Below are 25,897 nucleotides of genomic sequence, written 5' to 3'. Positions count from 1 at the left end.
ACCGCTACTGCTGGTCTCCGTTTTCCCGCCACAAGATCTGCCGCAGGATTCCCATCCAGGTCATGGCCTCGCGATGGCTCTCGCCAAGCTGCTGGACGAGTTGCCGCACGATCGGCTCACTGGCATTGGCCGGAAAGCGGCGTGAGTAGCCAGTGGTATGCAGCACGTCGAGCAGAAGCTGGGTGAGCCGTTCGCGGTCCTCGGCGGTTGCTGCGGCTTCATGCAGGACGGGCAGTTCCTTGGAGCCTTCGAAGCCCTCGCGCGTCAGCTCGTAGAGGCAGACGGCAACAGACTGGCCCAGGTTCATCGAGAGGTGCCGCGCTGCCTCAGGAGCGAACATGGGGATCGTCGTGAGCAACGAGCAGTGGCTAAGCTGTTCGTTCGTGAGGCCGGTCTTCTCCGAGCCGAAGAGCAGCGCTACCTGTTGTTGATGATCGGCAGCGGCTAGTGAGCGAAGTTGACCGAGCATGGTGGGCGCGGCCTGTTGTAGTGGAACGACCTCACGCCGCATGTCGCGTTCGCCGATGGCAGTGGTCCCGACGATGAGCGTGCAGTCGGCAATGGCCTCTGCGAGGCTTGAGTACCTGCGGGCCTCTGCCATGACGGAGGCCGCGCCCACGGCGGACTTCACATTTTGTTGAGAGTCCTCAAGCTGTGCGGCCTCGAAGGGCGCGGCATAGTCGTTGACGATGCGGAGGTCGCGGAAGCCGAAGTCCTGCATGGCTCGTGCAGCGGCTCCGATGTTGCTGGGGTTGCGTGCGCCGACGAGGACGACGGTCAGATGGGCTCGCTCGGCGGCGGTCAGCATGAGCTTCATTGTAGTGGCGTCTCTCCGGGGTAAAAAAGATGGCCAGCCCGAAGGCCGGCCATCTAGCTTTTCTTGCGAAAACTACTTCTTTTTGTCGTCGCGGATCTGACGGCTTGCGGCGTTCTGTTCGTGGTTGACCTGTTGATGTTCCTGCGGTGTCAACTTGCCGCCATTGGCCGCGCGGTCGTTGTGAACCTGCTGGCCGATGTTGGCCTGGCGCTGCTCGGCATGGGCCGCCTGGCCGGAGGATATTTGACCGCTGCGCACGCCGTTGGAGATGCGCTGTTCCTGATTGGCCTCACGAGCATTGACGCTCGGCCGGGCCGCAGCAGCGGGGTTGGTGGGATTGGCATGGAAGGAGGCCGGCGTCGCAGCCGCGCTCACTCCAGGACGTCCGTGGTTTACGCTGGCGAACTGCGAACGATTCTGCGCGGCGAAGTTCTGGTGCTCTGCCTGTTCGTGTGTCGCCTCGACGTGCTGCTCGTGCGCGAACTGCGCCTCCTGTGCGGAAGGCCGTGCCTCGATGCCGCCATGGCCGCCGTTGAATGCCACGTTCGAGTGGTTGACGATGGTGACATTGCGAACGTAGACGTTGGTCACATGAACGCCGCCAAGGTTGGCCACTGAGCGGTTGTAGAAGAACGCGCCGTGGTTCCAGTAGCCGCCCTCAAAGCCGACGCCGCCATAACCGAAGCCGTAGTTGATGCCGCCATAGAAGCCGACGTGCGCGCCCCAATAGCCTCCATGGAAGAGATAGGCCCCGTTCTCCCAGCCCCAGTAGGCAGGGGTCCAGAGGTAGCCCACGGTAGGCGGCTGCACCCAGACGCCGGGGACCCAGTAGTAGCCGCCGTCCTCGTTGTAGGCCCAGTAGCCGGGTGTCCAGATGTAACCGTCTCCGGGGCAGAGGGGCTGTGCATAGACCGGCAATACCGGGGGAGCGAAACCGACCGAGATAAACACCCCGGCATGAGCCTGTGCGGTTGGCAGCAGTGCAACCGGAACGGCCAGGACCGCCGCGATGAGCAGGCGGCGAATTGTTTTGAGGGAAGCCATTCTTATTCTCCTTTGTGCCCAGAGGCTGAAAGCCATAGCCAGAAACCTGCCGGGTGCCCGAACTTTGGGGCTCGATTAGGTGAAACCCAGGTGGAAGACGCTTGTTGCTGTAAGTTTTTCACCTGAAGTAAGTAAAAATAGACTCCTTGATTTATTCCCGCCACCGTCGATTTATTTTCGCTACCGTCTGTTGTGAGGGGCCGGTAGAAAGCTGTGATGGGCGGGCCTATCTTCCGGACTACCCTAGGATCTGTCATCAAACAGCTTCTGGAGCGAAATCGAACTGTGCAAACAGTTTGTTGAGGCACGGATCGGAAGGGCATGGCTTACCCTCGTAGAGTTCCTTCGGCGGGCAGAAGATACGACAGACACCGGGGTCAGTCTCAAAAAGCGAGAGGAAGACGACGATGCCCTGGATGATGGATGTCTTGACCTCGAGCGAAAGAACTTCCAGTGCTCCCAATACCAATACTGGATACTATCGACGGCCCCCAAAGCTGGGGGCCGTCGATCAATTTGCGATCTCGGCCCTGCTGCTCTTTGAATCCCTGCTGCGCGATGCGATCGCCCAACGGCGGGACGGAGATGCGTCTGCCTATGGCTTTGCAATCCTGATTGAGCCGATACAGGATCTCGCATGGGCATTGATGCGGCCGGTTCCGGGGAGTTCTCTGCGAGTGCTGCATTTCATGCAGACCCAACCGTTCAGAGTTCCACCAGGGTTGATACCCCGATCGAGTCCTCGAATTGGCTCGCTTCGGGATCAATTAGCTTGCGCCGATGCCTCTTGGCAGTGATCGCTAGCCTAATACTGTCCGCTTCAAAGTCCAGCACGCTGACCTCGGAAGCCGGAAAAGGACTGCCGTTCTGGACGAAGATGCGTGCCTTACACGACCCCGAGGACCGGAGCGAATTCAGCCGGAGAACTGCAACATGGAGCCGGCTCGCAGCCGCACGACTGGAATTCTACAGGTAAAGGAAAAACGACACCGGCCCTGTCGGCCCGAAGGCTCCATAGAAGTTTGTGGTTTTCAGCATCAACACACCATTGTGATGAGAGTCGTCGATGTCGCAATTAATCTACCGACTGGTCGATTTAATGAATCATAATCGAAATGACGTCTGTCCAATATGTTCAGGAGGGCAAATAACATGCCTAGCGAAAAGAAAGTAGCACTCATCTCTGGCGCGAACCGTGGAATCGGCTTCGAGACTGCTCGTCAACTTGGACAGAAGGGCATCACGGTTATCGTTGGTGCCAGGACGCAGCAGGCAGCGAAGGAAGCCGCGGACAAGCTTGTTGCGGAGAACATTGAAGCTTATCCCGTAACTTTGGATGTAACCAAGGACGAGGACCGCAAAGCCGCCGCCAGGTTCGTTGCGGAGAAGTTCGGCACACTCGATATTCTTATTAATAATGCAGGTGTCGGTGGCGAGGGTGGACTTCTCAACGCCCATACTGTTTCTACAACGGATGCGGAACTCCAGACCGTCTTCAATACGAATCTCTTTTCTGTGGTCTCCGTGACGCGAGAGTTCCTGCCCCTGCTGAAGAAGAGCCCTGCAGGCCGCATCGTGAATCTTTCGAGCATTCTTGGCTCGCTCACGCTGCAGGCGATGCCCGCAAGCCCGATCGCACCGATGAAGTCTTTTGCATACAACGCATCGAAGACCGCGCTGAACCAGTTGACGATTCACCTCGCTGACGAGTTGAAGGCCACAAACATCAAGGTCAATTCAGCCCATCCCGGTTGGGTGAAGACCGAATTGGGAACGCAACACGCTCAGCTCGAGATTGTCGATGGTGCTAAGACCACCGTTGATCTAGCATTGATAGGTCCGGACGGCCCCAACGGAAAGTTTATTCATCTTGGCAATGAACTGCCCTGGTAATTTATTTCTCAAGACGCGACAGGGAGAGGGTTGACCTTTCCCTGTCCCTATTTGAAAGCAACTCGGAGTAGGCCGGATGGACATTACACGCGTCTCGGCATCCCTGCGACAGGAACTCTCCCTGCCCCGTATTCGGACTAGCTGCCTTCCGTGTCAATTTAAACAGCCACTTCGCCGGAGGTATGAAAGAGACGCAGAAGATACTCAATTTCTGGGCGGAGCATCACATCGCTCCTGAAGTCGAAGTGATCGACATCAAGACGTGGACGAGGCTTCATCGTCTTCGGTCTCAGGTCTCCCCAGTCGAGGTGCTCAAGCAAACTGTTTTGTCATGTCAAGCTATACGGACGGCGAATTAGGATCGATATGAGCAAAGGAACGGAAACCCGGAACAGAATTATCGCCAAGGCAGCCCCCCTCTTCAACCGCAAGGGATACGAGGGCTGCTCCATGCAGGACATCGTCGACGCAGTAGGCCTGGAGAAGGGCAGCCTATATGGCCATTTTCCCAATAAAGAAGCTCTTGCTGTTGCAGCCTTTGAGCATGCATGGAGTGAAACGAGCGGCGCCCGAATGGCCAACATGGATACGGTCACGAATACGATTGAGAAGTTGAAGATACATGTCGCAAATGTGGTGTCACTCCCGTCATTTGCAGGTGGGTGTCCCCTACTTAACACGATTGCCGACAATGATGATGGCAATCCTGCGCTCAAGAAGGTGGCGCGAAACGCGCTTAAGGAGTGGCACGTGTATCTCCAAAGCATCTTGAAAGACGGTAAGGACAAAGAAGAAATTCGGGCCGGAGTTGATCCTGAAGAAGTGGCTACCCTGATGATCTCTCTGCTTGAAGGAGCAATGGCTTTTGACCGAGTAGATAGGAAGTTAGGTTTTCTCGTGCAAGCCGGAAAGCATCTCAACTCCTACCTCGATACGGTTGCCGTTCAATTGTAATAGAGGAATTTTGATGAACAAGAAGTTTGCAGAGACAGCGCTCTACAGTCTTCTTTTAGCCACACCCATAACCCTTCGCCGGAACTAACCATGATGTCATGGCCTCTGACAATCAGCCGCTGGATGCTGCCATGCTCGACCCTGTATTCGAGTGACTTCAGACCTCTTACTGATCGATTCCGCGCAGTAGAGTATTTGCTTGCCATCATTCCCTCTTCTTTAGAGATGCGACTGAAGGCAAGCAAAACCGGTGGAGCGTCCGGGAATTGTCGTGCAGATTTCTTTAAATAAAAAACTACCGACTGGTCGAAATAATGAATCTCAGGTATTGCCAGGCACGTCTACTGACGTAGTACCGAGACCAGGAGACGATTTCATGGACCATATTGCGAGCCTACAAGAACTAGAGACGATGACCGTTGAGCGAGCCGAGACGATGAGACAGCAGCGTGCAGTGAACCGCAGAAAGTTCATGATCGGGCTGGGTTTGGCGGGCGGAGCTGTCGGAGCAGGTTTGACGGGGTGCAGCGCAGGCAATCAGACTCCATCCACCGTTCTAGCTTCTGGACCTTCGGAGCAGGATATTCTGAACTTTGCGCTAAACCTTGAGTTCTTGGAGACGACGTTTTATTCCTTTGCCACGCAAGGGACAGACCTTCCTGCTTCGCTCATCGCAGGAAGTGGGCCCGTTACGGGCGCTCCTCCATCGAAGCTTACCTTTCTCAACCAGCAGATTACGGATATCCTCAACGAGATTTTCTTTGACGAGATGTCGCATGTCGCTGCTCTTCAAAATGTTCTTGGCAGCAGCCAAATCAAGAGGCCCGCGTTGAATCTTGCGGCAGCAGGAGAGATTACGGGTGAGAATTTCATTACAATCGCTCGTCAATTTGTGGATGTAGGAGCGAGTGCCTATGCGGGCGGTATCGCTCTGTTGACGGGCGCGAACCTTGCAACCGTCGCGCAGATCCTTCCAGTTGAGGGTTTCCACGCCGGGGCACTTCGGCTCATCGCTATTCAACAGGGACTTCCTTTTGCTCCGGCGGATGGACTCGATGTCCCGACTTCTGATCCTGGAGCACAGGTGCTGGCGAACCAAGGGCCGACTTCCCAGGGTGGCTTCTTTGCCACGGCGGGAACATCTACGGCGACTGCCAACGTTCCTGCAGGGCTTGCTTTCCCACGCAGCGCTTCACAGGTTCTGCAGATCGTCTACAACGCTGCTGGCCAGACGAACGTGTCCAAGGGAGGGTTCTTCCCTAACGGTCTGAATGGCAACATCGCGACGACTTGAGTGTCGTAAATAGCTCCGCCACGTCTTTCTACTCCAGGCGCATACCTTGATGCACCAAATCCAGGCCAGTCATGCACCGCGTCGTTCTTCTCAGTCGCGGAGAACGTCTAGTTGCCAAATTTCTATATAAAAGGCCGATTCCAAGAACGATGAACCTGATCGAAGTTGCTCCCAATACTATTTTTGTACGCGCAGAAGAACTAGGCTCAAAGCCCTCCACCCTCGAACAACCGACAACATTGAGAGAGCGCATCTCAAGCATCGATGTGTTGCGAGGCTTTGCCTTGCTGGGAATTCTCGTGATGAACATCGATGACTTCGCTGCACCCGAAGCCGGGCATGATATTCCGATAGGAACCGCCTTTGTCGGACCACACGCCCATCTCAATCTGGTGATCCTGATCCTGAAGTGGGTCTTCTTCGAAGGCAAGATGCGCGCGATCTTCTCTATGCTTTTTGGCGCAGGCGTTGTGCTCATGACGACCCGCGCGGAAAAACGCGGTGGCGGAGGACAGATCGCCGACATCTACCTCCGTCGCAACATGTGGCTTTTATTGATCGGCTTGCTGCACGGATGCCTCCTCTGGAACGGAGACATTCTATTTACATATGCGTTTACGGCACTCCTTCTGCTTTACCCACTTCGGAAGCTCAGGGCAAAGACCCTGCTCCTGGCAGGGACGTTCATATCACTGGTATTGGCAACCTATGCGCTCATGCAAGTAACGAAGACCGCAGACGACCTCAGCCTTCACCGGAAGGACGCTCTCGTCGCTGCAGACAGGCTGGCCGGAAGAACCATCACACCAGAGCAAAAAGAGATTGAAGCGCAATGGGTGAAGCGTGTGAACCAGCACAAGTTCACGGAAGCTGACCTCCAGAAGGAGGTGACGAGCGCGCATGCAGGCTATTGGACCGGCGTTGAGCATCGCCTTCTGCACTACGTTGGACCCACGGCGGCATCGTTCGACCTCTTCAATATTATCGAGTTCCTCGGTGCGATGATGATGGGCATGGGCCTCTTCAAGACCGGGTTTTTGACCGCCGAAAGCTCTTACACCACCTATGCGTGGACTGCTGTGATCGGCTTTCTCTTGTCGGTGCCGCTCTATGTCATCGGCATATGGAAGGTTTACGCAAGCGGCTTTTTCTTCCTCGACATCGAAAAGTGGCTTTATGCGCCGTATTATCTCCCACGCGAGGCCGGCGCACTTGCGATCGCCGCCGTCGTAATGATTGCGATAAAAAGTGGCGTTCTGCGTCCGTTGCAGCATGCGCTCGCTGCCGTAGGGCAAACCGCCTTAAGCAACTACCTGCTGACAACAGTGATTTGTCAGTTCATCTTCCTCTGGGGCCCATGGAAGCTGTTCGGCAAACTGGAGTACTACCAGGCTGAGTATGTTTTGCTTTTCGTATGGGCGGTCAACCTGATCGCAAGTCCGCTCTGGCTGCGGATATTTCAATTCGGCCCCGTGGAGTGGTTGTGGCGCTCACTCACCTACGTCAAGCTACAGCCGATGCTCAAACGGCGCTCTGCCTAGCGCGCTGCACAACACATCAGAAGCAACTTCAAGTGCTACCATTTTCTTCATAAAGGATGATTCAAGGCTGGTGCTGAAGACTTCTACAAGGTCTTTTTCCGCGATATTCAGATCGGAGAGTTCGACGTCGAAGAGTTGCGGTTTAGGCCGGTGCAGGTGATGCAATGATCTGTTAGGGCGAAGCAGGAGGAAGTGGGAATTCGGCAGAGAATTTCACTCCCCCGAAGTTCAGCTGTGATCCGGTCGGGGCATCCGTACTTGCCTTTGCGATCTCGCCATCATGCTCCATTGTCTGCGTAGGCAACTGGACGCGGTTCGCATAGCGCATCTGACCTGTCGTCAGAAGATCAGGCCGTAAATTTAATAGCTACTTCAATTCCAGCCTGCATAATCTCTTCAGAGAGCTGCTTATCCGTTACCGCGCGTGCAAGTTGAAGGCTACCGATTGCGAGCGCAAATAGAGCAATTCCTTGCTGCCTTGCCAATGCGGGATCCGTACCATTCATGCTTTCAGAAACACGTCCGAAAAAGTCTTCGATACTGGTGGTATACGCCTTCCTTATTGGCTTGGGGGCTCGACCGATCTCTGCAACCAAAGCCGATGTAGGACAGCCGCTCTTCGGTTCATCGCGGTGCTCAGTACCTAAATAAACGCGGATAAACTCGTGAAGCTGAGAAACATTTTCGCCGAGACGTGACACGAACTCATTATTGAAATCTTCCAGCGAGGTGATCAGTACCTCCTCCACGAGTGCGGCTTTCGATGGAAAATGAGCATAAAATGCGCCATTGGTAAGTCCGGCGTCTTTCATAATGCAGGCCAGTCCGGTCGCCGCGATTCCATCTTTACGGAAGCGCCTGGACGCCACATCCAAGATATGTTTCCGCGTGGCCTCTTTATGTCCCTTCTCATATCGCATCTTCTACTCTCCTCTGATACATGACAATACTATCCTCGTTGCATTATGATCGTAATATAATGAGTACGAGCATTCGTGCTTGAGTCTGCCGGTGATTCAAGCCTGGAAGCAGCCACATCCCGATCAGAAGTTCTGTCATCACAGGAGAAGCATGTCAGCAAAAATCCCATCCAGCACCTTGTCCAAACCTATTCTTGTCACGGGAGCGGCCGGTCGCGTTGGTAGCACCGGCACGGCTGTAGTCAAAGAGCTCTTGAAGCGACAATTGCCCGTTCGAGCAATGGTGCGCGAGGTTGACGAACGATCGGAAGCTCTCGCCAAACTCGGTGCCCAGATTGCCGTCAGCAATTTCACCGACTACGCGAGCCTGAGTACAGCTCTCGATGGGATAGAGACCGCGTTCTTTTGTTATCCAGTGGCCGACGGTATCGCGGAGGCCACAGGTCTATTTGCGGCAGCCGGGCGGGAACAGGGCCTGAAACGAGTTGTCAACATGTCCGTTTCCGCTTCTGGTCCGAGCAATCCGAGCCCCCACGGTCGCGCCCAATGGGTTTCTGAGAAAATCTTGGATTGGGCTGGTTTTGAGTGCATTCATCTCCGCATTGATGCCTTCTTTCATGAGCTTCTCCTGCTGCATGCTCAATTTATTCAGAGAGAAGGGGTCATACGTAATTCACATGGAGATGTGGCCGTAAATTGGATCTCGGGAGAAGATTCCGGACTCATAGCGGCGAGCCTGCTGGCTGACCCGGGTCAAACCTCAGAGACTGTTCTCTATCCGACAGGATCCGAAAAATTGAGTTACGGCCAGGTTGCTGAATTAATCACGTCCATTGTTGGCCGGCCAGTTCGGTATGAAGAAATTACTCCTGAAGCATATCGGGATGTACTCGATGTCGTTTTGCAGGGTAAGAACCCGCGAGCAGTCAACCACCTTGTGTCCCAAACGATTAACCTCAGAAATCAACTAAAGCCACGGACTACCAATGATCTGACCGAGCGATTCATAGGACGGCAGTCGAAAACGATTCGCGACTTTATTCTGGAGAATCAGCATGCTTTGACGCCTCACTCCTCATAGAAACGGAGTATGAACTAGGCACTAGTGTGGGCTGAGCGGCAATGCTGGATCCACGAAGACTCCAACTACGCATCCAGCCACACCGGTTATTCCTCGCTTGGGGCCACCGTAAGAGATGTCCTGCGGAGAAACATCGCTTCGTTCAATCGTGAGCCGCTATATCGTCAAATTCAAAGCTATTGGCTGGGCGCTGCAGTTACGCTGACTGGCTTTTGATTCTCGTTGAGTTCAAGCCTCAGGTAGTCACGCTGCACTCAAATCCCGGAATTCCGCCTGTTTGTTTTCAATCTTTTTCCGGGATATAAGTGCATTTTCCCTGCACTAGAATCCCGGATTACTGCACATAAAACCCGGACAAAGTTAGTGCTGAAGTTTGTCCGGGATATAAGTGCACAAATTTCGCTATGCCCTTTATATGCATCAGTTTCGTTCCGGGATTTACGTACAAACAGGGGGGCTAATTCCTGGATTTATGTGCCGAAAAATAGCCTTGAGGAGGCCATTCCGGCATTTGAGTGCAGCGTGACAACTGAATTGCTTTCTTTAGTCATGGCGAAACGGCTCACCCCAGCCGCGGATACATCCCTGGCGAGCGCTGCACAGTCTTGGCGGCACCGAAAAAGCAATTCAGTCGCTCCGGCTACGCCTTCACTCCAGCCTTCGGCAGAGAAGAAGAGGGTTAGTGTCTCACTTGTATGGCCCGGCTGAAGCCGTGCCCTTCCGGGGCTTGCCTCACGATGCGATTTGCACGGCTCACTTTTCAACCCGAAATAGTAATTTGATGACACGCCCCAGGCACCGCCTACACTAAGTAGAGACCACTATGGCCGACAACTTTGCCCAGACCGTAAAGCAGCAGACCGACATCGTTCGTATCGTCGGCGAGTACATCAAGCTGCGTAAGTCCGGGGCGAACTGGTCGGCGCTATGCCCGTTCCACAAGGAAAAATCGGGCTCGTTCTATCTCTATCCCGCAACGACGAGCTACTACTGCTTCGGCTGCCATGAGCATGGCGATGTCTTTACCTTCGTCATGAAGATGGAGAACCTCAGCTTTCCCGAGGCCGTGCGCTCGGTCGCGACGAAGATGGGCATTCCGCTCCCGCAACGCGAGTTCAACTCGCCGCAGGAGGCGCAAGCCGCCGGGCTGCGTAAGCAGTTGATCGACGCCCACGAGGCCGCGACGCAGTACTTCCAGCAGAACCTGCACTCTCCGGAGGCGGCCCGGGCCCGTGAGTACATGACAGGCCGCGGCATCACGCCGGATACGATCACGAAGTTCCGTCTTGGCTACGCACCGGACAACTTCAACGATATGCGCGAGCGACTGAGCAAGTTCTTCTCCGAAGAGGTGCTGCGCGCCAGCGGGCTGTTCAGTTGGAAGGAGCAGGAAGACGGCTCGCCCGGCCCGATGTACGCCCGCTTCCGCAAGCGCATCACGTTTCCGATCATGAACGAGCAGGGCAAGCCCATCGCCTTTACGGCCCGCGCGCTCGATTCCGTCGATGTCGACCCCAAGGCCGGCGCAAAGTACATGAACTCGCCCGAGACGCCGCTCTATACGAAGGGGCAGGTGCTCTTCAATCTTGACAAGGCGAAGGCCGCGATCAAGAGCAAGGACGCCGCACTGCTGGTCGAAGGGCAGATGGATTGCATCTCGCTCTTCATGAACGGCGTCGACAACGTGATTGCCACCAGCGGCACCGCTTTTACCGAACACCAGTTGCGCATGCTGGGACGATTCACCAAGCGCGTCTGGCTGAACTTCGACCCGGACCAGGCCGGGGCTAACGCCGCGGAAAAGACTCTCGGTCTGTTGGTGGAGGAAGACTTCGACGTACGCGTGATCACGCTGGATGGCGGGCTCGATCCCGATCGTTTCGTACGCGAGCGCGGGGTAGCGGAGTACGCAACGGCAGTGCGCAATGCCTCTCGCTATCAGGACTTCCTGATCGAGCGCGCGCGCCTGCAGTTTCCCGCGCGAACGGCTGAGGCGAAGGTAAAGGCCATGAACTTTTTGCTGCCGCACATTCGCCGCATTCCAAACCTGATCTCCCGCAATGACTTTGCCGAAAACGCCGCGCAGAAGCTGGGCATCGAGAGCTCGCTGATGCGGCAGGAGCTGAAGCAGGCCGCACAGCAGCGGCTGGAGAGCGTGCGCGCGCCGCAACCGAAGGGCGTGTCGGAGATTGAACGCATTCTGCTGTGTGCGCTCATCCTGCCGGATGCCGATTCGTCGCGCATACTGGCGGCAGAGCAGCTTGCTGCGAACCCGGAGTGGTGCACGGAACTGTCAGCGGCCACTCTGATCGATGTGCTGGCGAACGGCCCGTCCCCGGACAATCCACTCGAGGCCGCACCGGACGCCGCTTCGCGCCTGCTGCTGGCGAGTGTGCTGCATCACTCGTCGGGGGAGAGCGAAGCCTCGCGCGAGACACTCTATGAGCAGGTACAGAATGCGCTGCATACGCTGCATCAGCGCCGGCTGGATCGACGCCTCCGTGAGGTTCGGACGCTGATCGCCGAAGCGACGCGCCACGGCAATCAGGAGGTGGTGATGCAGCTGGCGCACGAGAAGGTGCAGTTGGACGCCGAGTTGAAGCGCATGGATGGTTGAAGGCCCATAGCGATATTCTTCTGCAGGTTGTAGATCAAAATACAGTTCGGGTGTACAGTTCGGGTGCCCCATCCTCGACGCGCGTTCTTTGCGCGGCAGGGTGGGCTATCGTTTGCGGTAGCAAACGACCGCTCTCCTCAATCAGGCCGCAGTCGCCCCTATAAGCCAAAGACGGTCGTGCTTTGCACGATACCCCCGACGCAGAGCGCGCTTCGAAGATTTGTGGGATTCGCTTAGCATCTATACCCCACCCTGCCGCGCAAAGAACGCGCGTCGAGGATGGGGCACCCAGCTAGAGGGTGTTTCCCGAATCTAATACAAAGAGCATTACCCCAATCGCAACTGCGGCGTAGGCTCCATCGTCTCGGGTGCGAACTGCCCGGCACGCAGCTTGGGCCAGGCGGCTGCGGCGATCATCGCGGCGTTGTCGGTGGATAGCGCAATCGAAGGAAACGCAACCGGCAGCCGCCGCCGTACCGCCTCGGCGGAGATGCGCTGGCGCAGCTCACTGTTGGCGGCTACGCCTCCACTGACCAGCAGGCCGCGCGCGCCGAAGTGCTCGGCCGTAGCGAACACGGTGCGCGTGAGATATCCCGTTACCGACGCCTGAAAGCTGGCGATGAGATTAAGCGTTTCGGGTTCGAAGTACTCCAGTGCGCGGGTGAGGGTAGCCGGGTCGCTGGGCTTGCCCTTCGCGAGGTCGGACTCCTGCAAAGCCCGCGCCCGTGCGTCGATGCGCTCCCGCATGGCGTGCAACTCGACGTAGCGGCGCACCGCCGTCTTGATGCCGCTGAAGGAGAGATCGAACCGCCGCGTCTCGTTGTCTGTCTCGCGAGCGAGCTTGGGGGCGGTGTTGCCGGTGGCCTTCGTCTTGATCTGCGCGAAGCTGAAGGGCACGGCCTTGGGGTCTCCGTGCGTCGCGAGCGCGTCCATCCAGGGGCCGCCGGGGTAGGGCAGGCCAAGCAGCTTGGCGACCTTGTCGTAGGCCTCGCCCGCGGCATCGTCGAGAGTCTTGCCCACGTTGCGATAGTGCCAGGTATTTTCCGGGGTCTTCGTCGCGAGATACAGGTGTGTGTGCCCGCCGCTGACGACCAGCGCGAGCAGCGGAGAGGCCTCGGCGAACGACTCCTCCGAGTGCATCAGCACCGCGTGGATGTGGCCCTCGAGATGGTTTACGCCGATCAGCGGAAGCTCTGTGCCGAAGGCCAGCGCCTTGGCGAAAGTAAGCCCTACAAGCAGCGCGCCTGCAAGCCCAGGGCCTTCGGTAACGGCGATGGCTTCGAGATCGCTGTAGGCCACGCCAGCCTGCTGCATCGCCTGCTGTACGACGGGCACGATGGCACGCAGGTGCTCACGTGAGGCCAGCTCGGGCACAACGCCGCCGTAGTCGCCATGGATCAGTTGCGAAGCGACGACGTTAGACAGGGCTTCGCGACCGCCGCGAACGACCGCCGCGGAGGTTTCGTCGCAGGAGCTTTCAATGCCGAGGATGAGACCGGAGTGCACTCGTTCTATCTTAGAACCTGTCGAAAATTGCAGTTCGATTTGCCGTTGCTTGTTCTTCGCCGTTGCTTGTTTTTCGTCGTCATCCTGAGCGGTACGCGAAGGACCCCCGCATTCTGCAAGATGCCAGAGGTAGCGAATACCGCTTATGCAGGCGCCCGCTGGTCGCACGCTCTTCGCGCACCAGAGAGCTATTGGCAGTCCCAATACGGGGGTCCTTCGCCAAACCACCCCAGCAAGCGCAAAGTACGCGCTCGCCGGGGACCCCGGTACCGCTCAGGATGACGACGAAAAACGAGTGCGCAAACAATCACAATCGCACCCTTAGACGGATACTAGAAATCTATGGCAAGGCTGAACAACTCGCACTACGAAGCAGCGCTCACGATCGCACGGCGGCTGCGCGAACTTGGACACGCCGCGTACTTCGCGGGTGGATGTGTGCGCGATCTCCTGCTCGGTGTCGATCCCCACGACTTTGATGTAGCGACCTCCGCAACGCCGGATCAGGTGCAGGCCGCCTTTCCTCGTACGGAGTCCGTGGGTGCGCACTTCGGCGTCGTGCTCGTGATCGAACTTGTTCACGGCGAACGCACGGCCACCGAAGTCGCTACGTTTCGTAACGATGGAGCCTACAGCGACGGCCGCCGTCCCGACGCGGTGCGGTTCTCGCTCGATCCGCGCGAAGACGTATTGCGTCGCGACTTCACGATCAACGGCCTGCTGCTCGACGTCATCGACTACGAAGAAGGCGATCGCCTGCAGGACTGTGTGCGCGACTTCGTCGGCGGACAGGTCGATCTGGAGTGGAAACTGGTGCGCGCCATCGGCAACGCCGCCACGCGCTTTGCCGAGGACAAGCTGCGCATGCTGCGCGCGATTCGCTTCGCCGCCCGGCTCGACTTCGCCATCGAGTCCCGCACGATGGTAGCGATCCAGGAGCAGGCTATAAACATCACCCAGGTATCCGCCGAGCGTGTGCGCGACGAGCTGACGAAGATCCTGACGGAAGGCGGCGCGCGGCGCGGCTTCGAGCTGCTGGAGGAGAGCGGCTTACTCCGTGAGGTGCTGCCGGAGGTCGCTCGCATGAAGGGCGTTGCGCAGCCGCCGCAGTATCACCCTGAAGGCGATGTGTGGACGCACACCCTGATGCTGCTGGACCATCTGCCGAAGGCGGCGAGCCCGACGCTGACCTGGGGCATGCTGCTCCACGATGTCGGCAAGCCTGCGACGTTTACGCCTCCCGATCCCGCCAAACCTGGCGATCGCATTCGCTTCAACGGCCACGTGGAGATAGGTGTCGCCGTTGCCCGCACGATCCTTCTCCGCCTGCGCTTCAGCAACGACGACATGGAGCAGATTCTCGCCCTGATCAAACACCACATGCAGTTTGGCGATGTGACCAAGATGAAGCAGTCCACGCTGAAGCGCTTTCTGCGTCTGCCGAAGTTCGACGAACACCTGGCTCTGCATCGCGCCGACAGCCTCAGCTCGCACGGCGCTCTCGGCATGTACGACTTCGCGAAACAGCACTTCGACGAGATGGGAGAAGAGCAGATCAAGCCCCGGCTACTGCTCGACGGGGAGGCCCTGATCGCCGCAGGCTATAAGCCGGGGCCGGGCTTTCGCGAGATGCTGGTGGCGGCGGAGGATGCGCAACTGGAGGGTGTCGTGACCACTCCTGAAGGTGCCCTGCGATTTGTGGAAGATCGATTCGGCGCACCGAAATAACGAAGCTGGATAGGAGTTCCGGTAAGATTCGAACAATGCTTAATGGCGCACTATCCGACCGATCGCTTACCTGTCTTCGCTGGATCGCAAGCGCCGTTTTCGTCGGTCTGTTCGCCTATTATGTGGCGCGCTCGGTGCACTGGCCCATGGTGTGGGACACCCCCATCATGCACTACGTCAACTTCCTGATGAGCCGTGGCCTGCGCCCTTACTCCGACATCACGGACATGAACCTGCCCGGCTGCTACCTCACGGAGCGTTGGGGTATGGCGGTCTTCGGCGGGGGCGATCTCGCGTGGCGCGTGTACGAGTTCTTTCTCATGGCCGTGCTCACCGTCAGCGGCATGGTGATCGGAGGCTCGCGCCGCTGGTTCGCCGGCATCTATGCGGCGACGTTCTTCATCCTGATGCACTGTGCCGAGGGACCCATCCTCGCTACGGAGCGCGATGAGTTGATGATGGTGCTGCTGATCGCCGCCACGGCCCTGCTGTTTCTCTCGATCCGCCACCGCATGCCCTTGTTGATGCTGGCTTTCGGTCTGCTGTCGGGGCTGGCTATGTCGCTGAAACCCAGCGCTCTGCTACTGGATGTAGCGCTGCTGGCGCTGGCCTTTGCCGTTCTCCGGCGGAGTGGCGAGCCCGCAGGCAGGTACCTGCTGTGGGGGGTGGCCGGGAATATCGCTGTTGGGGCACTCATGCTTGAGTTCCTGATCCAGCATCAGGCCCTGCAGGCGTTTCTGTTCATCTGCCTCAAGATTGTGCCTTCTTACGGACACCTCAATGGGCGCGGCCCTGTCTACATGGTGCGGCATCTCATGCCGTTACCGCTGGCTCTTCCCATCGTGTTTGGAGTGCTGGCGGCAGCCTTAGGCTCTCGGCGCATGGGGTGGGAGCGCTGGGCGCTTTTCTTCGCAGCGGCGATGGGAGCGCTCTCGTATTTCGCACAGGGCAAGGGATATCTCTACCACCGCTATATGTTCGTCATAGCTATCCTGCTCTGGGCTGGGTGGGAGATTGCAGAGGCGATGCATCGCGAAGACACGCGCTCCCGGCTGGTGGGCGTGGCAGGCATAGCAGCGATGTTCCTGGTGGTTGTGCCGTACTACGGGAGAATCATTCATCGCTCTCCGACGGTAGGGCAGGAGGCGGGCGAGCTCCCCTATGCGCTGCAGAAGGACCTTACGCAACTCGGCGGCGACAGCCTGCAGCAGCAGGTGCAGTGCATGGACCTGATCAACGGCTGCATCGGCGCTCTCTACCGGATGCGATTGGTCCAGAACACCGGAACGACCGGCGATCTTCTCCTGTTCTCTCCTACGGACAGCCCGGCGGTCGAGTACTACAGGAGCTGGTTTCTGGACCGTGACCGAAAGCATCCGGCCAACGTGGTGGTCCTGGGAAATGAGTGGTTCCAGCACGGCACCGTGAGCTTCGATAAGGTGGACGCGTGGCCTCTGTATGCGGCCTATCTGCGTTCCACGTACGTTCAGGTCGTAGAGAGGCACTTCGGCGACGACAGTGCACCGGCCTACCGCATCTATCTCCGCAAGGGCAGCGCGGTGCTGGCCCAGGAAGAGCTTCACCCACTCCACTGATTTCGAGAGGCTGACTGCCTATGTTGAAGGCTGAGCACACTACCCCGGATTACGCCGCGATGCTGCGGGTCGCGATCGAAGAGGCCCGCACAGGGCTGGCGGAGGGTGGCATCCCCATCGGCGCTGCCATCTTTCGTGCCGACGGCTCATTGGTCAGCCGTGGGCATAACCGCCGCGTACAGCAGGACGATCCTTCTATTCACGGCGAGACGGACGCCTTTCGCCGCGCCGGGCGGCAGAAGAGCTATCGCGATCTCATCATGGTTACCACGCTGGCCCCGTGTTTTTACTGCAGCGGGTTGGTGCGCCAGTTCGGCTTTCAAACGGTCGTTGTCGGAGAGTCTCGAACGTTTCAGGGCGGTATCGAAGAGCTGCGCGAACTGGGCATCAACGTGATCGATCTCGACTCCGTCGAATGTGTCGAGATGCTTACGGGGTATATAGCCGCCAGGCCTGAAGTGTGGAATGAAGATATCGGTGTGGACGAGCAGGTGTAAGGAACGCCGCAGCTGTGTTGTGGCTTTTGCTGTTGCTTGTTTTCGCTGTTGTTTTTGTCGTTGTTTGTTTTTCGTCGTCATCCTGAGCCATCGGCGAAGGACCCCCGCATTGGTGCTGCCACAACCGCTTAGTGCTACCCCAAACAAACGATGTCAGGCGGAGTAATAGCGTTCGCTCCAGCGGCATCGTGCGAAATGCGGGGGTCCTTCAGCTACGCCTCAGGATGACGACGAAAAACAAACAAGTACCGGGCAAGCTAACCCCGGGTCAACTTCCCAATCAGCTCAGCCTCATTAGGCCACTTCGCGATCAGCTCTTCGCGCGGCGCTGACTGGTAGTCCGCAAACTCAAAGCCGGGACTGACGGTACAGCCCAGCAGGGCAAAGCCTTCCGCCTGCAGCAGCCGCGACCCCTGCCAGACGCCGCGCGGCACGAGCACCTGCGGGCGCTGGCCTGCGGCGAGGTCCGGGCCTATGAGGACCGTCTCGCTGTGCCCGTCCGGATGAAGCTGCAGCATCTCCACCGCCCCGCCCAGGTAGTGGTGAAACACTTCATCACTGGCGAGACAGTGCATCTCGCTGAAGGTATCCGGTTCGAGCAGGTAATAGATCGCCGTCGAGGTGCTGCGTGGGCCGTTATAACGGTTGTCCCCAAACTGGCCTGCGGCAATCGTCTCGGTAGCGGCATAGGTCTGAACGAACCAACCGCCTTCGCCCTGAAGGGGCTCCAGGTTGAGGATCTCTTTTACTTTTTTTGCGCTAAGCGAACTCATGGGGAAGCCTCGAACATCTCTCACGCTATTCTGAAGACCAACAGTCTTTTCTCGCAAATCTGATCCACGAAGGGAACCCAGCAGCCTCAATGCGCAGCCGCCTGGAGCACTACTTTCGTTTTGCCGAGCACTCCACCAACTGGCGCACCGAGGTGCTCGCCGGACTGACCACGTTCATCACGATGGCGTACATCATCTTCGTGAACCCGTCGATTCTGTCCCAGACCGGGATGCCGCTGGCCGCCGTGACGACTTCCACCTGCCTCTGCGCGGCCTTCGGGTCGATCCTGATGGGTGCGCTGGCGAACTATCCGCTGGCTCTGGCGCCGGGCATGGGGTTGAATGCGTACTTCACCTATACCGTCGTCAAGGGGATGGGAGTGCCGTGGCAGACGGCGCTGGGAGCGGTGTTTCTCTCCGGCATCGTCTTCCTGCTGCTGACCTTTGGCGGCATTCGGCAGCGGCTCATCAGCGCGATTCCGTATCAACTGCATGCGGCGGTGGCGGGTGGCATCGGCTTGTTCATCGCCTTCATCGGTCTGCGCAACTCGGGCATCATCGTGCCCAGCGCGGCGACGACGGTCACGCTCGGCAACCTGCACTCTCCCTCCACGCTGCTGGCTATCTTCGGAATTATTTTGATCTCCGTGCTGCAGGCTTATCGCGTAAAGGCGTCGATGCTGATCGGAGTACTGGGGACGATGCTCGCCGGCATTCTCTGCCATCAGGTGCACTGGCATCCTTCGACCTTCAATCCGCTTGCGATCCGCGAGACGGCATTCCACCTGGATCTGCGCGGCGCGCTCAGGATGAATGCGCTGGAGATCATCTTTGTCTTCCTGTTCGTCGACCTCTTCGACAACATCGGGACGCTCGTCGCCGTCACCGAACGCGCCGGGCTGATCGCGGAAGATCACACGATTCCAAGGCTGGATAAGATCTTCTTCGCCGACGCCACCTCGACCGTTGTGGGCGCACTCGCTGGAACGTCGACGGTGACGAGCTACATCGAAAGCTCCGCCGGAGTGGCCGCGGGTGGGCGCACGGGGGTAACGGCGATCACGACGGGTCTGCTCTTCCTCGTGGCGATCTTCGTTGCGCCGGTGGTCGGGGCGATTCCTGACTTTGCGACCGCGCCGGCCCTGATCCTGGTGGGCGCTCTGATGGTTGCAGGCTCTGCTCGGATTGACTGGGAGGAGCCACGTGTCGCGGTCCCGGCCTTCCTCACGCTCGTGACCATTCCGCTGACGTATTCCATTGCGACCGGGCTATCGTTTGGCATCATCAGCTTTGCGGTGCTGGAGCTGGCGACGGGCCGCGGACGCCGCCAGCACTGGATGCTCTACGTCCTGGCGCTGCTCTTTCTGGCGCGTTTCATTTACCTGCATGCGGGATAAATTAGTCTGACAGTCATCAACCGGTGCAGCCTCGTATGAAAGTCTGCATCCAACTTATGAAGACGTGCCGCCTTCTGGCTTGTGCGTCTTCCCCAGGAGAAAAGCAATGGACCGCAAAGCAACGGCAGTATGGCACGGCGATTTGAAGGCCGGCAAGGGCAGCATCAGCACGCAGAGCAACACCCTCAAGGATGCGCAATATAGCTTCAAGACGCGCTTTGAAGACGGCGTAGGCACCAACCCCGAAGAGCTGATCGCTGCGGCTCATGCGGGCTGCTTCACGATGGCTTTCAGCAACGAACTCGCGACAGCGGGCCACACCGCCGATACGGTAGAGACCACGGCTGTCGTCACCCTGTCGATGACGGCTCCGGAAGGCCCCACCGTCACGAAGATCCTCCTCACCACCCGGGCCACGGTTCCGGGCATCGATAAGGAAACCTTCGACACCATCGCGAAGAAGGCCAAAGAAGGCTGCCCGATCTCGCGCCTGCTGAAGGCTGCTGAGATTACCCTGGACGCGCAGTTGGTCTAGGTCTTTACAAACACGATGCAAAAGGGCGCTCCCTCAGGGAGCGCCCTTTTGCCTTCATCCGGAATCCTTCAATGAGGTGCGGGTACTTGTATGCTAGCTGGTTACTGCGGTGATCCCAGTGAAGATCAGCAGCATCAGGAACCACCATCCAACGATGATGGTTGCGGCCTGAGCCATACTCTTGCGCGCGACGATCGCCATGCCGATGACCAGCAGTGCCAGCGCCCAAAGGCCGAACACATCGAAAAAGCTGCCTGCGACTTTCAGGGCTGGTGACGAACCCTGAAGGAAGTAACCGAGGTTCGTACCGACAGGATTCTGGATATCGAAGCTCTCAGTGCCAACCCCTGCAAAGAGAAAGATGACAGTCAGTAACGAGATGAAGAGACGTGGCAGACCTGAGTACATGATGACGGCGAAGACCTGACCGAAGGTCGTTTTTGCGCCCAGTCCAAAGTTGAAGCATCCCCAGAGCACCAGAGCTTCAAGCGCTATCACGATCAGGTAGGGGATGCAGGCGCCATACGTAAAGGCACGTGTGAAGGTCGCTCCCGCGTGCAGCCTGGCGGCCTGTTGCGCCGGCGGCAACTGCTGGAACTGTTCCGCGGCTGCGGGGGTTTTCGTCATCTGGTGTTCTGTAATGCTTTCGAAGCCGATCTTCTTGTCCATGGCGAAACAGGAGGCGACAGTGGCAAGAACCAGCAGGATAAAGGGCAGCCACCAACTGGTGTTGCGCAGGATATCGGTAAAGGTTTTGGAGGGCGCGATAAAGGTGTCCACCACGCGCTCAACCTGAGAGAGTGCGGGGGCTTCGGGCAGAGGAACAGCATCGGTCATGAGACAGGGGCTCCTTCAGGGGGTGTTGGACGATTGACTGCAAGTGTACGCGAAGGCGCAGCGGTCTGGAAGACCTCAATCTTTGGTGGAGGAGCGCCTGACACGGTAGCTGTTTTCTCATTCTCGTCGTAGCGTTTGTTGAGGCACTGTTTCGTTAAGGGCATGGCTTCAGCCATGCCATAAGTCGCAGGCCAAAGGCCGTACCTTTCTGCCGAAGGCTGGAGTGAAGGCGCAGTCGGAACGACTGAATTGCTTTCTTTGGACGTGGCGAAACAAGCCGCCCAGCCCACAGATACAGCCTTGGTGAGCCCTGCAGAGTTTTGGCAGCGCTCAGGAATGCAATTCAGTCGCTCCGGCTACGCCTTCACTCCGGCCTTCGGCAGAGCGGAAAAGACTTGCGCCCAGCTTTTACGGGCCGGCTGAAGCCGGGCCCTTAACGAAACAGTGCCTCAGGATGCTATTCGCACGGCTCAATTCTCCATCTGGAATAGCATTCCGATGACACTCCTACCCCTCGCCCAGCACCTGCTGCGCCGCACGCAGACCGCTGCGGAGCGCCGCATGCACCGTTCCCCAATTCCCGGTCGTGTCGGTATGCTCTCCCGCGAAGAAGAGAGTATCCGCCTCCGGCTGTGCCATCGCCGTGGGAGCATCTATCGCACCGGCAGGAACATAACTGTAGGCTCCCCGCGCGAAGGGATCGTTGGTCCAGTCATGAGTGTGCGTCTCCAGGAGAGAAGCACGCACCAGGGCTTCGTCCATCGAGAAGACCTCCGCGAGAGCGGTGCAGGCCTCACGTCCCAGTTCCTCCGCGCTCTTGCCTTCGAGCGCCATGGCGCGAGGCCCTCCCACCCAGCCGGTCAGCGTAGGAGACGCCTCCGGCTCAGGATGCGGTGTCCACCAGACGGCGGGCAGACGCTTTGAGGTGAAGAGGAAGCTCATCGTCTGCAGACTTACGGCATCGAGGGCAGGCGATTGCTCCCACCAGCGTTCCCGGAAGACCAGCGTAAAGCGAACGGCATGGCCCATCTCCAACCGCCGCGCTTGTGAGATAGCTGCGGGTTCCGGCGTGATGCGCAAGGCAGTCTCGCTGTTGACGCGTTGCAGAACGCCGAGGGGGAGCGTAACGATGCACTGTTTCGCGCGCAGAATGCCTTGAGTTGTTTCGACTTCAACCTGGTGCGCGCTCCAGCGAATAGCGAGGACCTCTGTGTTGAGCCGGACATCGCCGCCAAGGTCTTTGACGCGGCCGGCCAGGTACTCCGCGAGCTGCGCATAGCCTCCACGAAGATGCCAGGCACGGTCTCCTTCGATGGTGTCCTCTGCCTTCTGCTGCACTCCCAGAGAGCGTATGCCGATCCTGTGCGCGTCGGCGGCGTTGAAGCCTTCGACGTAGCCCAGCAACGCGGGGCGATCTTCTTCGGCAACCTCGCTGGTGGCAAGCCAGTCGGTAAAGGAGACATCCTCGCCTGCAAAGTCTTCGAGGTCTTCCAGCGGCGCAAACATCTCGTCATCCTTCGGGTCGTCCTCGATCAGGCCGCCATTCCATTCCTCGCGCAGCATCGTGCCGTCGCGTTCGGTGGTCTGCGCTTCACACTCTGCGAGAAGCGCCCACAGCTCCGGAGCACGTCCGTGGACGAACTCCGCGCCGAGTTCAACGGTGCCTCCGCCTGCGGATCGACGCGAGAGTAGACGTCCACCTACGCGCTCACGAGCTTCCAGTACGGTGGCCCGTATGCCGCGTTCGCCCAGGGCACGTGCCGCCGCCAGTCCGGCGATACCGGCTCCAAGAATTAGAACGTCGTTATCTTTTATCTCATCGCGCATGAACGATTGGATGCGTTCATCTCGCCGAATGTGTGGCCTTCCAAGCAGCGTATGCCTGGAGCGTCTTCTCCGGCCCATTGCCGTACCACGCGTAGCCGTTGCGCCGTTCGAGTGTGAGGTCCATCACATCGTCATGGATCGTCTTATCGCGGTCGCCGAAGATCGGTTTGCCGGTCGTCAGTGAGGAATACCGAGCCCACAGCGGACCCGCACCCGGCGAGGCCGTCAGCTTGCGTCCGCCCGGAGTGTTCCGTCCGCCGCTCCACTCATAGCCCATGATCTTGTGGGCCTCGAACCATGTGGCAGCCGCGTCTACGGAACGCACGACGGCAGGCGAAGGATGGCTGAGCGACATCAGGTACTCCATCACATTGGCCGATTCGCCCGAGCTGAGCGCCTCCGGCTCGAAGTTACGCGCGGCGACAGGGGCCAGCGTCAGCGGGTCATGCTGCTGCGCCCAGACGGTGAGGACCGTGCCCTTGTCATCCGCCGCAGGCACGCGGACCTGCGTTGCGAGGATGCACTGAAGCGCCCTGGCTGCGGCTGCCTTGGCCTTCACGCGCAAGGCTGAGGGAACGAAGCTGTAGTCCTCCATCGGTTGCTGCGAATCGGCCGCACCCGCTTCCTTGCCGGAAGCCATGCGCTCGCCCCTTGCAGCCAGCGTCAACACCTGGGCCGACTCCGTGACGGCATCGTCGTTGAAGGTGATTGCGTCGTGATAACCACCTTCCAGGGGCCAGACCTGTGGCCATCCGCCGTTGGGGAACTGAGCCTGCAACAGGTACTTGATTCCGCGCCGCGCCGCGGCACGATAGGCGTCGCCCTCATGTCCGGGCAGTGCCGCCGAGAGCTCCGCAAGAAAGTGCAGCTCGGTATTGGTGGCATCGTTGTCGAGCGTGCCGACATAGTGCCACTTCTCGTCGGCGGCCTGATCGAAGTCGCCCGGCCCGCTGCCGACCGGAGCAAGGTTTGCCGTGGCATAGCTCTGTCCACGCAGGCGCGCGGAGCCGCTCATATCGAGGTTCTTCGACCAGCCTCCTGCCGCCGTCTGGAACGACAGGATGACATCGCCGATGTGCCGCGCCTCCTCGCTCTTGTAGAACTCCGGCGCGCGATGCAGCGGAATCGATCTGGCTGAAAAATACTGCTTTGGCAGTGGGGGAATCTCTTCCAGACCCTCGCGCTCTGCGGCCAGCGCAGCCTTATCGGCGCGCATCTGCTCCGCGGATCGCTTCAGGTAGTCGAGCCACGGCCCGCGCTGCGCCGCTGGAAGCGCCATCACACGGGCTTCGGTCAAAGCTTCGGCAGGCTTGCTCGTGCCAATGACCGAAGCATGCAGGGGCAGCAGAACAAAGAGGAAAAGAGTAAGGGAGCGCACGGACAACATCCTACGCCTGTCTTACAGGGTTAAGCCAAGGAAGAAAGTGCGGATGATGCGAGTGATAAGTGACAAGTGGCAAGTGGCAAGTCCGGTGCTTTTGTTGTTGCCGTTGCTCTTACTTTCTGGTTGTCATTCCGAGCGCAGCGAGTGAACCTGCTGTCTCCCGCTTTTTGTGCTGCCCAAAACAGATGGGCCGGGTCTGAAAAATCTGCTTTGTGCTGGAGCTTAACGTTCGTGACGACACTGGCGAAGAACGGGAGACAGCAGGTTCACTCGCTGCGCTCGGAATGACAACCAGAAAGGCAAAGGCAACGACGCGGACAACAAGACACCGCACTGGCGAGGAATTACTTGCCACTTCTCACTTCTCACTTGCCACTTCTCACTTGCCACTTCTCACTTGCCACTCGCACTTCAATCGAGCCGCACCAGATAAGGCAGCGCCGCCGGATCGGGTGTGCCGATCCAGTCGGCGATCTCGGAGGCCTGGGTCTTGCTGTGCTGTGCGGGGTCGATCCGCACCCAGAAGCCGGTGGGACCGGAGAATTCGGTGACCTTTGCCGTGTTGTACCGGTGCAGCAGTCCGGCCTTTAGATCGAGTGCGTCACCCTCTGTCTTGAACGCGCCGGTCTGCACACACCACCTGCCCTCGGGGTCGGTGCTTGTATGAGCAAAGGCCTCAACCTTCACCTTCGCCACGCCCGCACGATAGATCCCAACGGCCTTAGCTGCGCCCATGGAGAGGTCCAGTACGCGGCCGGGCGCAAACGGCCCGCGATCGGTGATCCTCACCAGCACCTGTTGGCCGGTGGCAAGGTTGGTCACGCGCACCGTTGAGCCCATCGGCAGAGTGCGGTGAGCGGCGGTCATCTCGTTCTGGTCGAAGATCGTGCCGTCGGCGGCAGCGTGGTGGTGATAGATCGTGCCATACCAGCTTGCGGTGCCCTCTTCGGTAAAGACAGGTCTGCCGCTGGTGTCGTCAAAGAAACCCTTAGGAGCGCTGGAGGCCTCTTTTTTGAGGTCGATTGGCGGCTCAGTGGAGGCAGTGCTTGTCGTCGAGCGATGTGAGTTCACAGGCGGCGGTGGAGGCTGATAGGCAACGGTCGTCCTATGGTGACACCCCGCCATGAGGAGGGAAGCAAGCGCCATCATCGCGAACGTTGCCTCCCTGCGGCCAAGGTCTGCGCGCAGTTTCTTCATCGCGTCTCTCCATCCGAATTGCCGGATTCGCCGCTTTTGCTGCCTGGATTGGAGTGCTTATTGTCGTCCATGTGTTCCGCGAGTTGTTGCAGCCGGCTCGCGGCGCTGCGCAGGGCAGTCGAGCCATTGCGGCGAACCTCGGGAACGACCTCGTCATCGATGAACCGCACGACGCGCCGCAGCTCCTCCTGAAACTCATCGCGGAGCCGTGCGCCGGTCTCTGCGACCCGCTCTTCCCAGGGACGTTTTGTTCCGCTTTGCTGCTCCATTGGCCCATACCCCCGCGTCGGCAACGCTTCCTCTTCGATGATTCGTTCGTGCAAGCGGAGAGTCAACGTCATTGCGGGACACAGTGCCTAGCTGGTAACGGCCCTGCTTTGTGCGTCAGCTAACTTCTCCAAATACAACCGCATGGGAGCCGAAGGCGTCCTTTTATAAAGAGCCCCATCACCGGCGGGGC

22 protein-coding genes are annotated in these 25,897 nt (G+C 58.6%); 12 read left to right on the top strand and 10 right to left on the bottom strand.

Annotated elements, in window-relative coordinates; all coding sequences use genetic code 11:
• Window positions 1-4: 4 nt before the first annotated feature.
• Window positions 5-817 carry an RNA methyltransferase gene (locus tag HDF15_RS09110; protein WP_184254796.1) on the bottom strand — a complete coding sequence of 271 codons (813 nt, stop codon included), beginning with the start codon at window positions 815-817 and terminating at the stop codon, window positions 5-7.
• Window positions 818-889: 72 nt separating this feature from the next.
• Window positions 890-1,861 carry a YXWGXW repeat-containing protein gene (locus HDF15_RS09105; protein ID WP_184254794.1) on the bottom strand — a complete coding sequence of 324 codons (972 nt, stop codon included), beginning with the start codon at window positions 1,859-1,861 and terminating at the stop codon, window positions 890-892.
• A gap of 407 nt (window positions 1,862-2,268) precedes the next feature.
• Between HDF15_RS09105 and HDF15_RS09100 the strand changes: the two genes are divergently transcribed.
• The 5 genes from HDF15_RS09100 (at window position 2,269) to HDF15_RS09080 (ending at window position 7,543) form a co-directional block, all read left to right on the top strand.
• Complete coding sequence (locus HDF15_RS09100; protein ID WP_184254792.1) at window positions 2,269-2,658, top strand: hypothetical protein; 390 nt, start codon at window positions 2,269-2,271, stop codon at window positions 2,656-2,658.
• Window positions 2,659-3,013: 355 nt separating this feature from the next.
• Entirely contained in the window at window positions 3,014-3,754 is a 741-nt protein-coding gene (locus tag HDF15_RS09095; protein ID WP_184254790.1) for an SDR family oxidoreductase, read from the top strand.
• Window positions 3,755-4,120: 366 nt separating this feature from the next.
• The gene (locus tag HDF15_RS09090) at window positions 4,121-4,708 is read left to right on the top strand and encodes a TetR/AcrR family transcriptional regulator (protein ID WP_184254788.1); all 588 of its coding nucleotides are present in this window, start codon (window positions 4,121-4,123) and stop codon (window positions 4,706-4,708) included.
• Between the two features lie 412 nt (window positions 4,709-5,120).
• Entirely contained in the window at window positions 5,121-6,002 is an 882-nt protein-coding gene (locus HDF15_RS09085) for a ferritin-like domain-containing protein (RefSeq protein ID WP_260330952.1), read from the top strand.
• A 149-nt stretch (window positions 6,003-6,151) separates the two neighbouring features.
• Complete coding sequence (locus tag HDF15_RS09080) at window positions 6,152-7,543, top strand: DUF418 domain-containing protein (RefSeq protein ID WP_184254784.1); 1,392 nt, start codon at window positions 6,152-6,154, stop codon at window positions 7,541-7,543.
• Between the two features lie 347 nt (window positions 7,544-7,890).
• On the opposite strand, the gene HDF15_RS09075 is transcribed toward HDF15_RS09080, so the two are convergent.
• Window positions 7,891-8,463 carry a TetR/AcrR family transcriptional regulator gene (locus HDF15_RS09075; RefSeq protein ID WP_184254782.1) on the bottom strand — a complete coding sequence of 191 codons (573 nt, stop codon included), beginning with the start codon at window positions 8,461-8,463 and terminating at the stop codon, window positions 7,891-7,893.
• A 151-nt stretch (window positions 8,464-8,614) separates the two neighbouring features.
• Here HDF15_RS09075 and HDF15_RS09070 point away from each other — a divergent pair, with 151 nt between their 5' ends.
• Both HDF15_RS09070 and dnaG read left to right on the top strand, forming a co-directional pair.
• On the top strand, window positions 8,615-9,544 hold the full coding sequence (locus tag HDF15_RS09070) for an NmrA family NAD(P)-binding protein (RefSeq protein WP_184254781.1): 930 nt from the start codon (window positions 8,615-8,617) through the stop codon (window positions 9,542-9,544).
• 823 nt (window positions 9,545-10,367) lie between these two features.
• Window positions 10,368-12,161 (top strand): DNA primase, encoded by a 1,794-nt coding sequence (gene dnaG, locus HDF15_RS09065; RefSeq protein ID WP_184254780.1) that lies wholly within the window; start codon window positions 10,368-10,370, stop codon window positions 12,159-12,161.
• Between the two features lie 327 nt (window positions 12,162-12,488).
• Here dnaG and HDF15_RS09060 read toward each other — a convergent pair whose 3' ends face one another.
• On the bottom strand, window positions 12,489-13,667 hold the full coding sequence (locus tag HDF15_RS09060) for a tRNA (adenosine(37)-N6)-threonylcarbamoyltransferase complex transferase subunit TsaD (protein ID WP_184254779.1): 1,179 nt from the start codon (window positions 13,665-13,667) through the stop codon (window positions 12,489-12,491).
• A 342-nt stretch (window positions 13,668-14,009) separates the two neighbouring features.
• Between HDF15_RS09060 and HDF15_RS09055 the strand changes: the two genes are divergently transcribed.
• Genes HDF15_RS09055 through HDF15_RS09045 form a run of 3 tightly spaced genes read left to right on the top strand, consistent with a single transcriptional unit; the run spans window position 14,010 to window position 17,487 of the window.
• Complete coding sequence (locus HDF15_RS09055) at window positions 14,010-15,395, top strand: CCA tRNA nucleotidyltransferase (RefSeq protein WP_184254778.1); 1,386 nt, start codon at window positions 14,010-14,012, stop codon at window positions 15,393-15,395.
• A gap of 35 nt (window positions 15,396-15,430) precedes the next feature.
• Window positions 15,431-16,990: a hypothetical protein gene (locus tag HDF15_RS09050; RefSeq protein ID WP_184254777.1), complete on the top strand. Its 1,560-nt coding sequence runs from the start codon at window positions 15,431-15,433 to the stop codon at window positions 16,988-16,990.
• A gap of 20 nt (window positions 16,991-17,010) precedes the next feature.
• A complete protein-coding gene (locus HDF15_RS09045; RefSeq protein WP_184254776.1) occupies window positions 17,011-17,487 on the top strand; it encodes a nucleoside deaminase in 477 nt (158 codons plus the stop codon).
• A gap of 257 nt (window positions 17,488-17,744) precedes the next feature.
• Here HDF15_RS09045 and HDF15_RS09040 read toward each other — a convergent pair whose 3' ends face one another.
• Window positions 17,745-18,260 (bottom strand): cupin domain-containing protein, encoded by a 516-nt coding sequence (locus HDF15_RS09040; RefSeq protein WP_184254775.1) that lies wholly within the window; start codon window positions 18,258-18,260, stop codon window positions 17,745-17,747.
• 89 nt (window positions 18,261-18,349) lie between these two features.
• On the opposite strand from HDF15_RS09040, the gene HDF15_RS09035 reads away from it, so the two are divergent.
• Window positions 18,350-19,657 carry an NCS2 family permease gene (locus HDF15_RS09035; RefSeq protein ID WP_184254773.1) on the top strand — a complete coding sequence of 436 codons (1,308 nt, stop codon included), beginning with the start codon at window positions 18,350-18,352 and terminating at the stop codon, window positions 19,655-19,657.
• Window positions 19,658-19,763: 106 nt separating this feature from the next.
• A complete protein-coding gene (locus HDF15_RS09030; protein WP_014263441.1) occupies window positions 19,764-20,192 on the top strand; it encodes an OsmC family protein in 429 nt (142 codons plus the stop codon).
• 93 nt (window positions 20,193-20,285) lie between these two features.
• Here HDF15_RS09030 and HDF15_RS09025 read toward each other — a convergent pair whose 3' ends face one another.
• From HDF15_RS09025 to HDF15_RS25835, 5 genes are all read right to left on the bottom strand, one after another.
• Window positions 20,286-21,029: a YIP1 family protein gene (locus HDF15_RS09025; protein ID WP_184254771.1), complete on the bottom strand. Its 744-nt coding sequence runs from the start codon at window positions 21,027-21,029 to the stop codon at window positions 20,286-20,288.
• Window positions 21,030-21,536: 507 nt separating this feature from the next.
• Window positions 21,537-22,856 (bottom strand): NAD(P)/FAD-dependent oxidoreductase, encoded by a 1,320-nt coding sequence (locus HDF15_RS09020; protein WP_184254769.1) that lies wholly within the window; start codon window positions 22,854-22,856, stop codon window positions 21,537-21,539.
• Window positions 22,857-22,872: 16 nt separating this feature from the next.
• Window positions 22,873-24,243 (bottom strand): pectate lyase, encoded by a 1,371-nt coding sequence (pelA, locus tag HDF15_RS09015; RefSeq protein WP_184254766.1) that lies wholly within the window; start codon window positions 24,241-24,243, stop codon window positions 22,873-22,875.
• A gap of 408 nt (window positions 24,244-24,651) precedes the next feature.
• Window positions 24,652-25,437, bottom strand: coding sequence for a septal ring lytic transglycosylase RlpA family protein (locus HDF15_RS09010; RefSeq protein ID WP_184254764.1), 786 nt, complete (start codon window positions 25,435-25,437; stop codon window positions 24,652-24,654).
• Entirely contained in the window at window positions 25,434-25,778 is a 345-nt protein-coding gene (locus HDF15_RS25835; protein ID WP_260330951.1) for a hypothetical protein, read from the bottom strand. The genes HDF15_RS09010 and HDF15_RS25835 overlap by 4 nt, the downstream gene beginning before the upstream one ends.
• Window positions 25,779-25,897 lie beyond the last annotated feature (119 nt).

It is taken from the genome of Granulicella mallensis (assembly GCF_014203225.1).
GTDB lineage: Bacteria > Acidobacteriota > Terriglobia > Terriglobales > Acidobacteriaceae > Granulicella > Granulicella mallensis_A.
The sequence above is the reverse complement of the archived record's forward strand: the minus strand, read 5'-3'. Positions and strand labels throughout refer to the sequence as shown.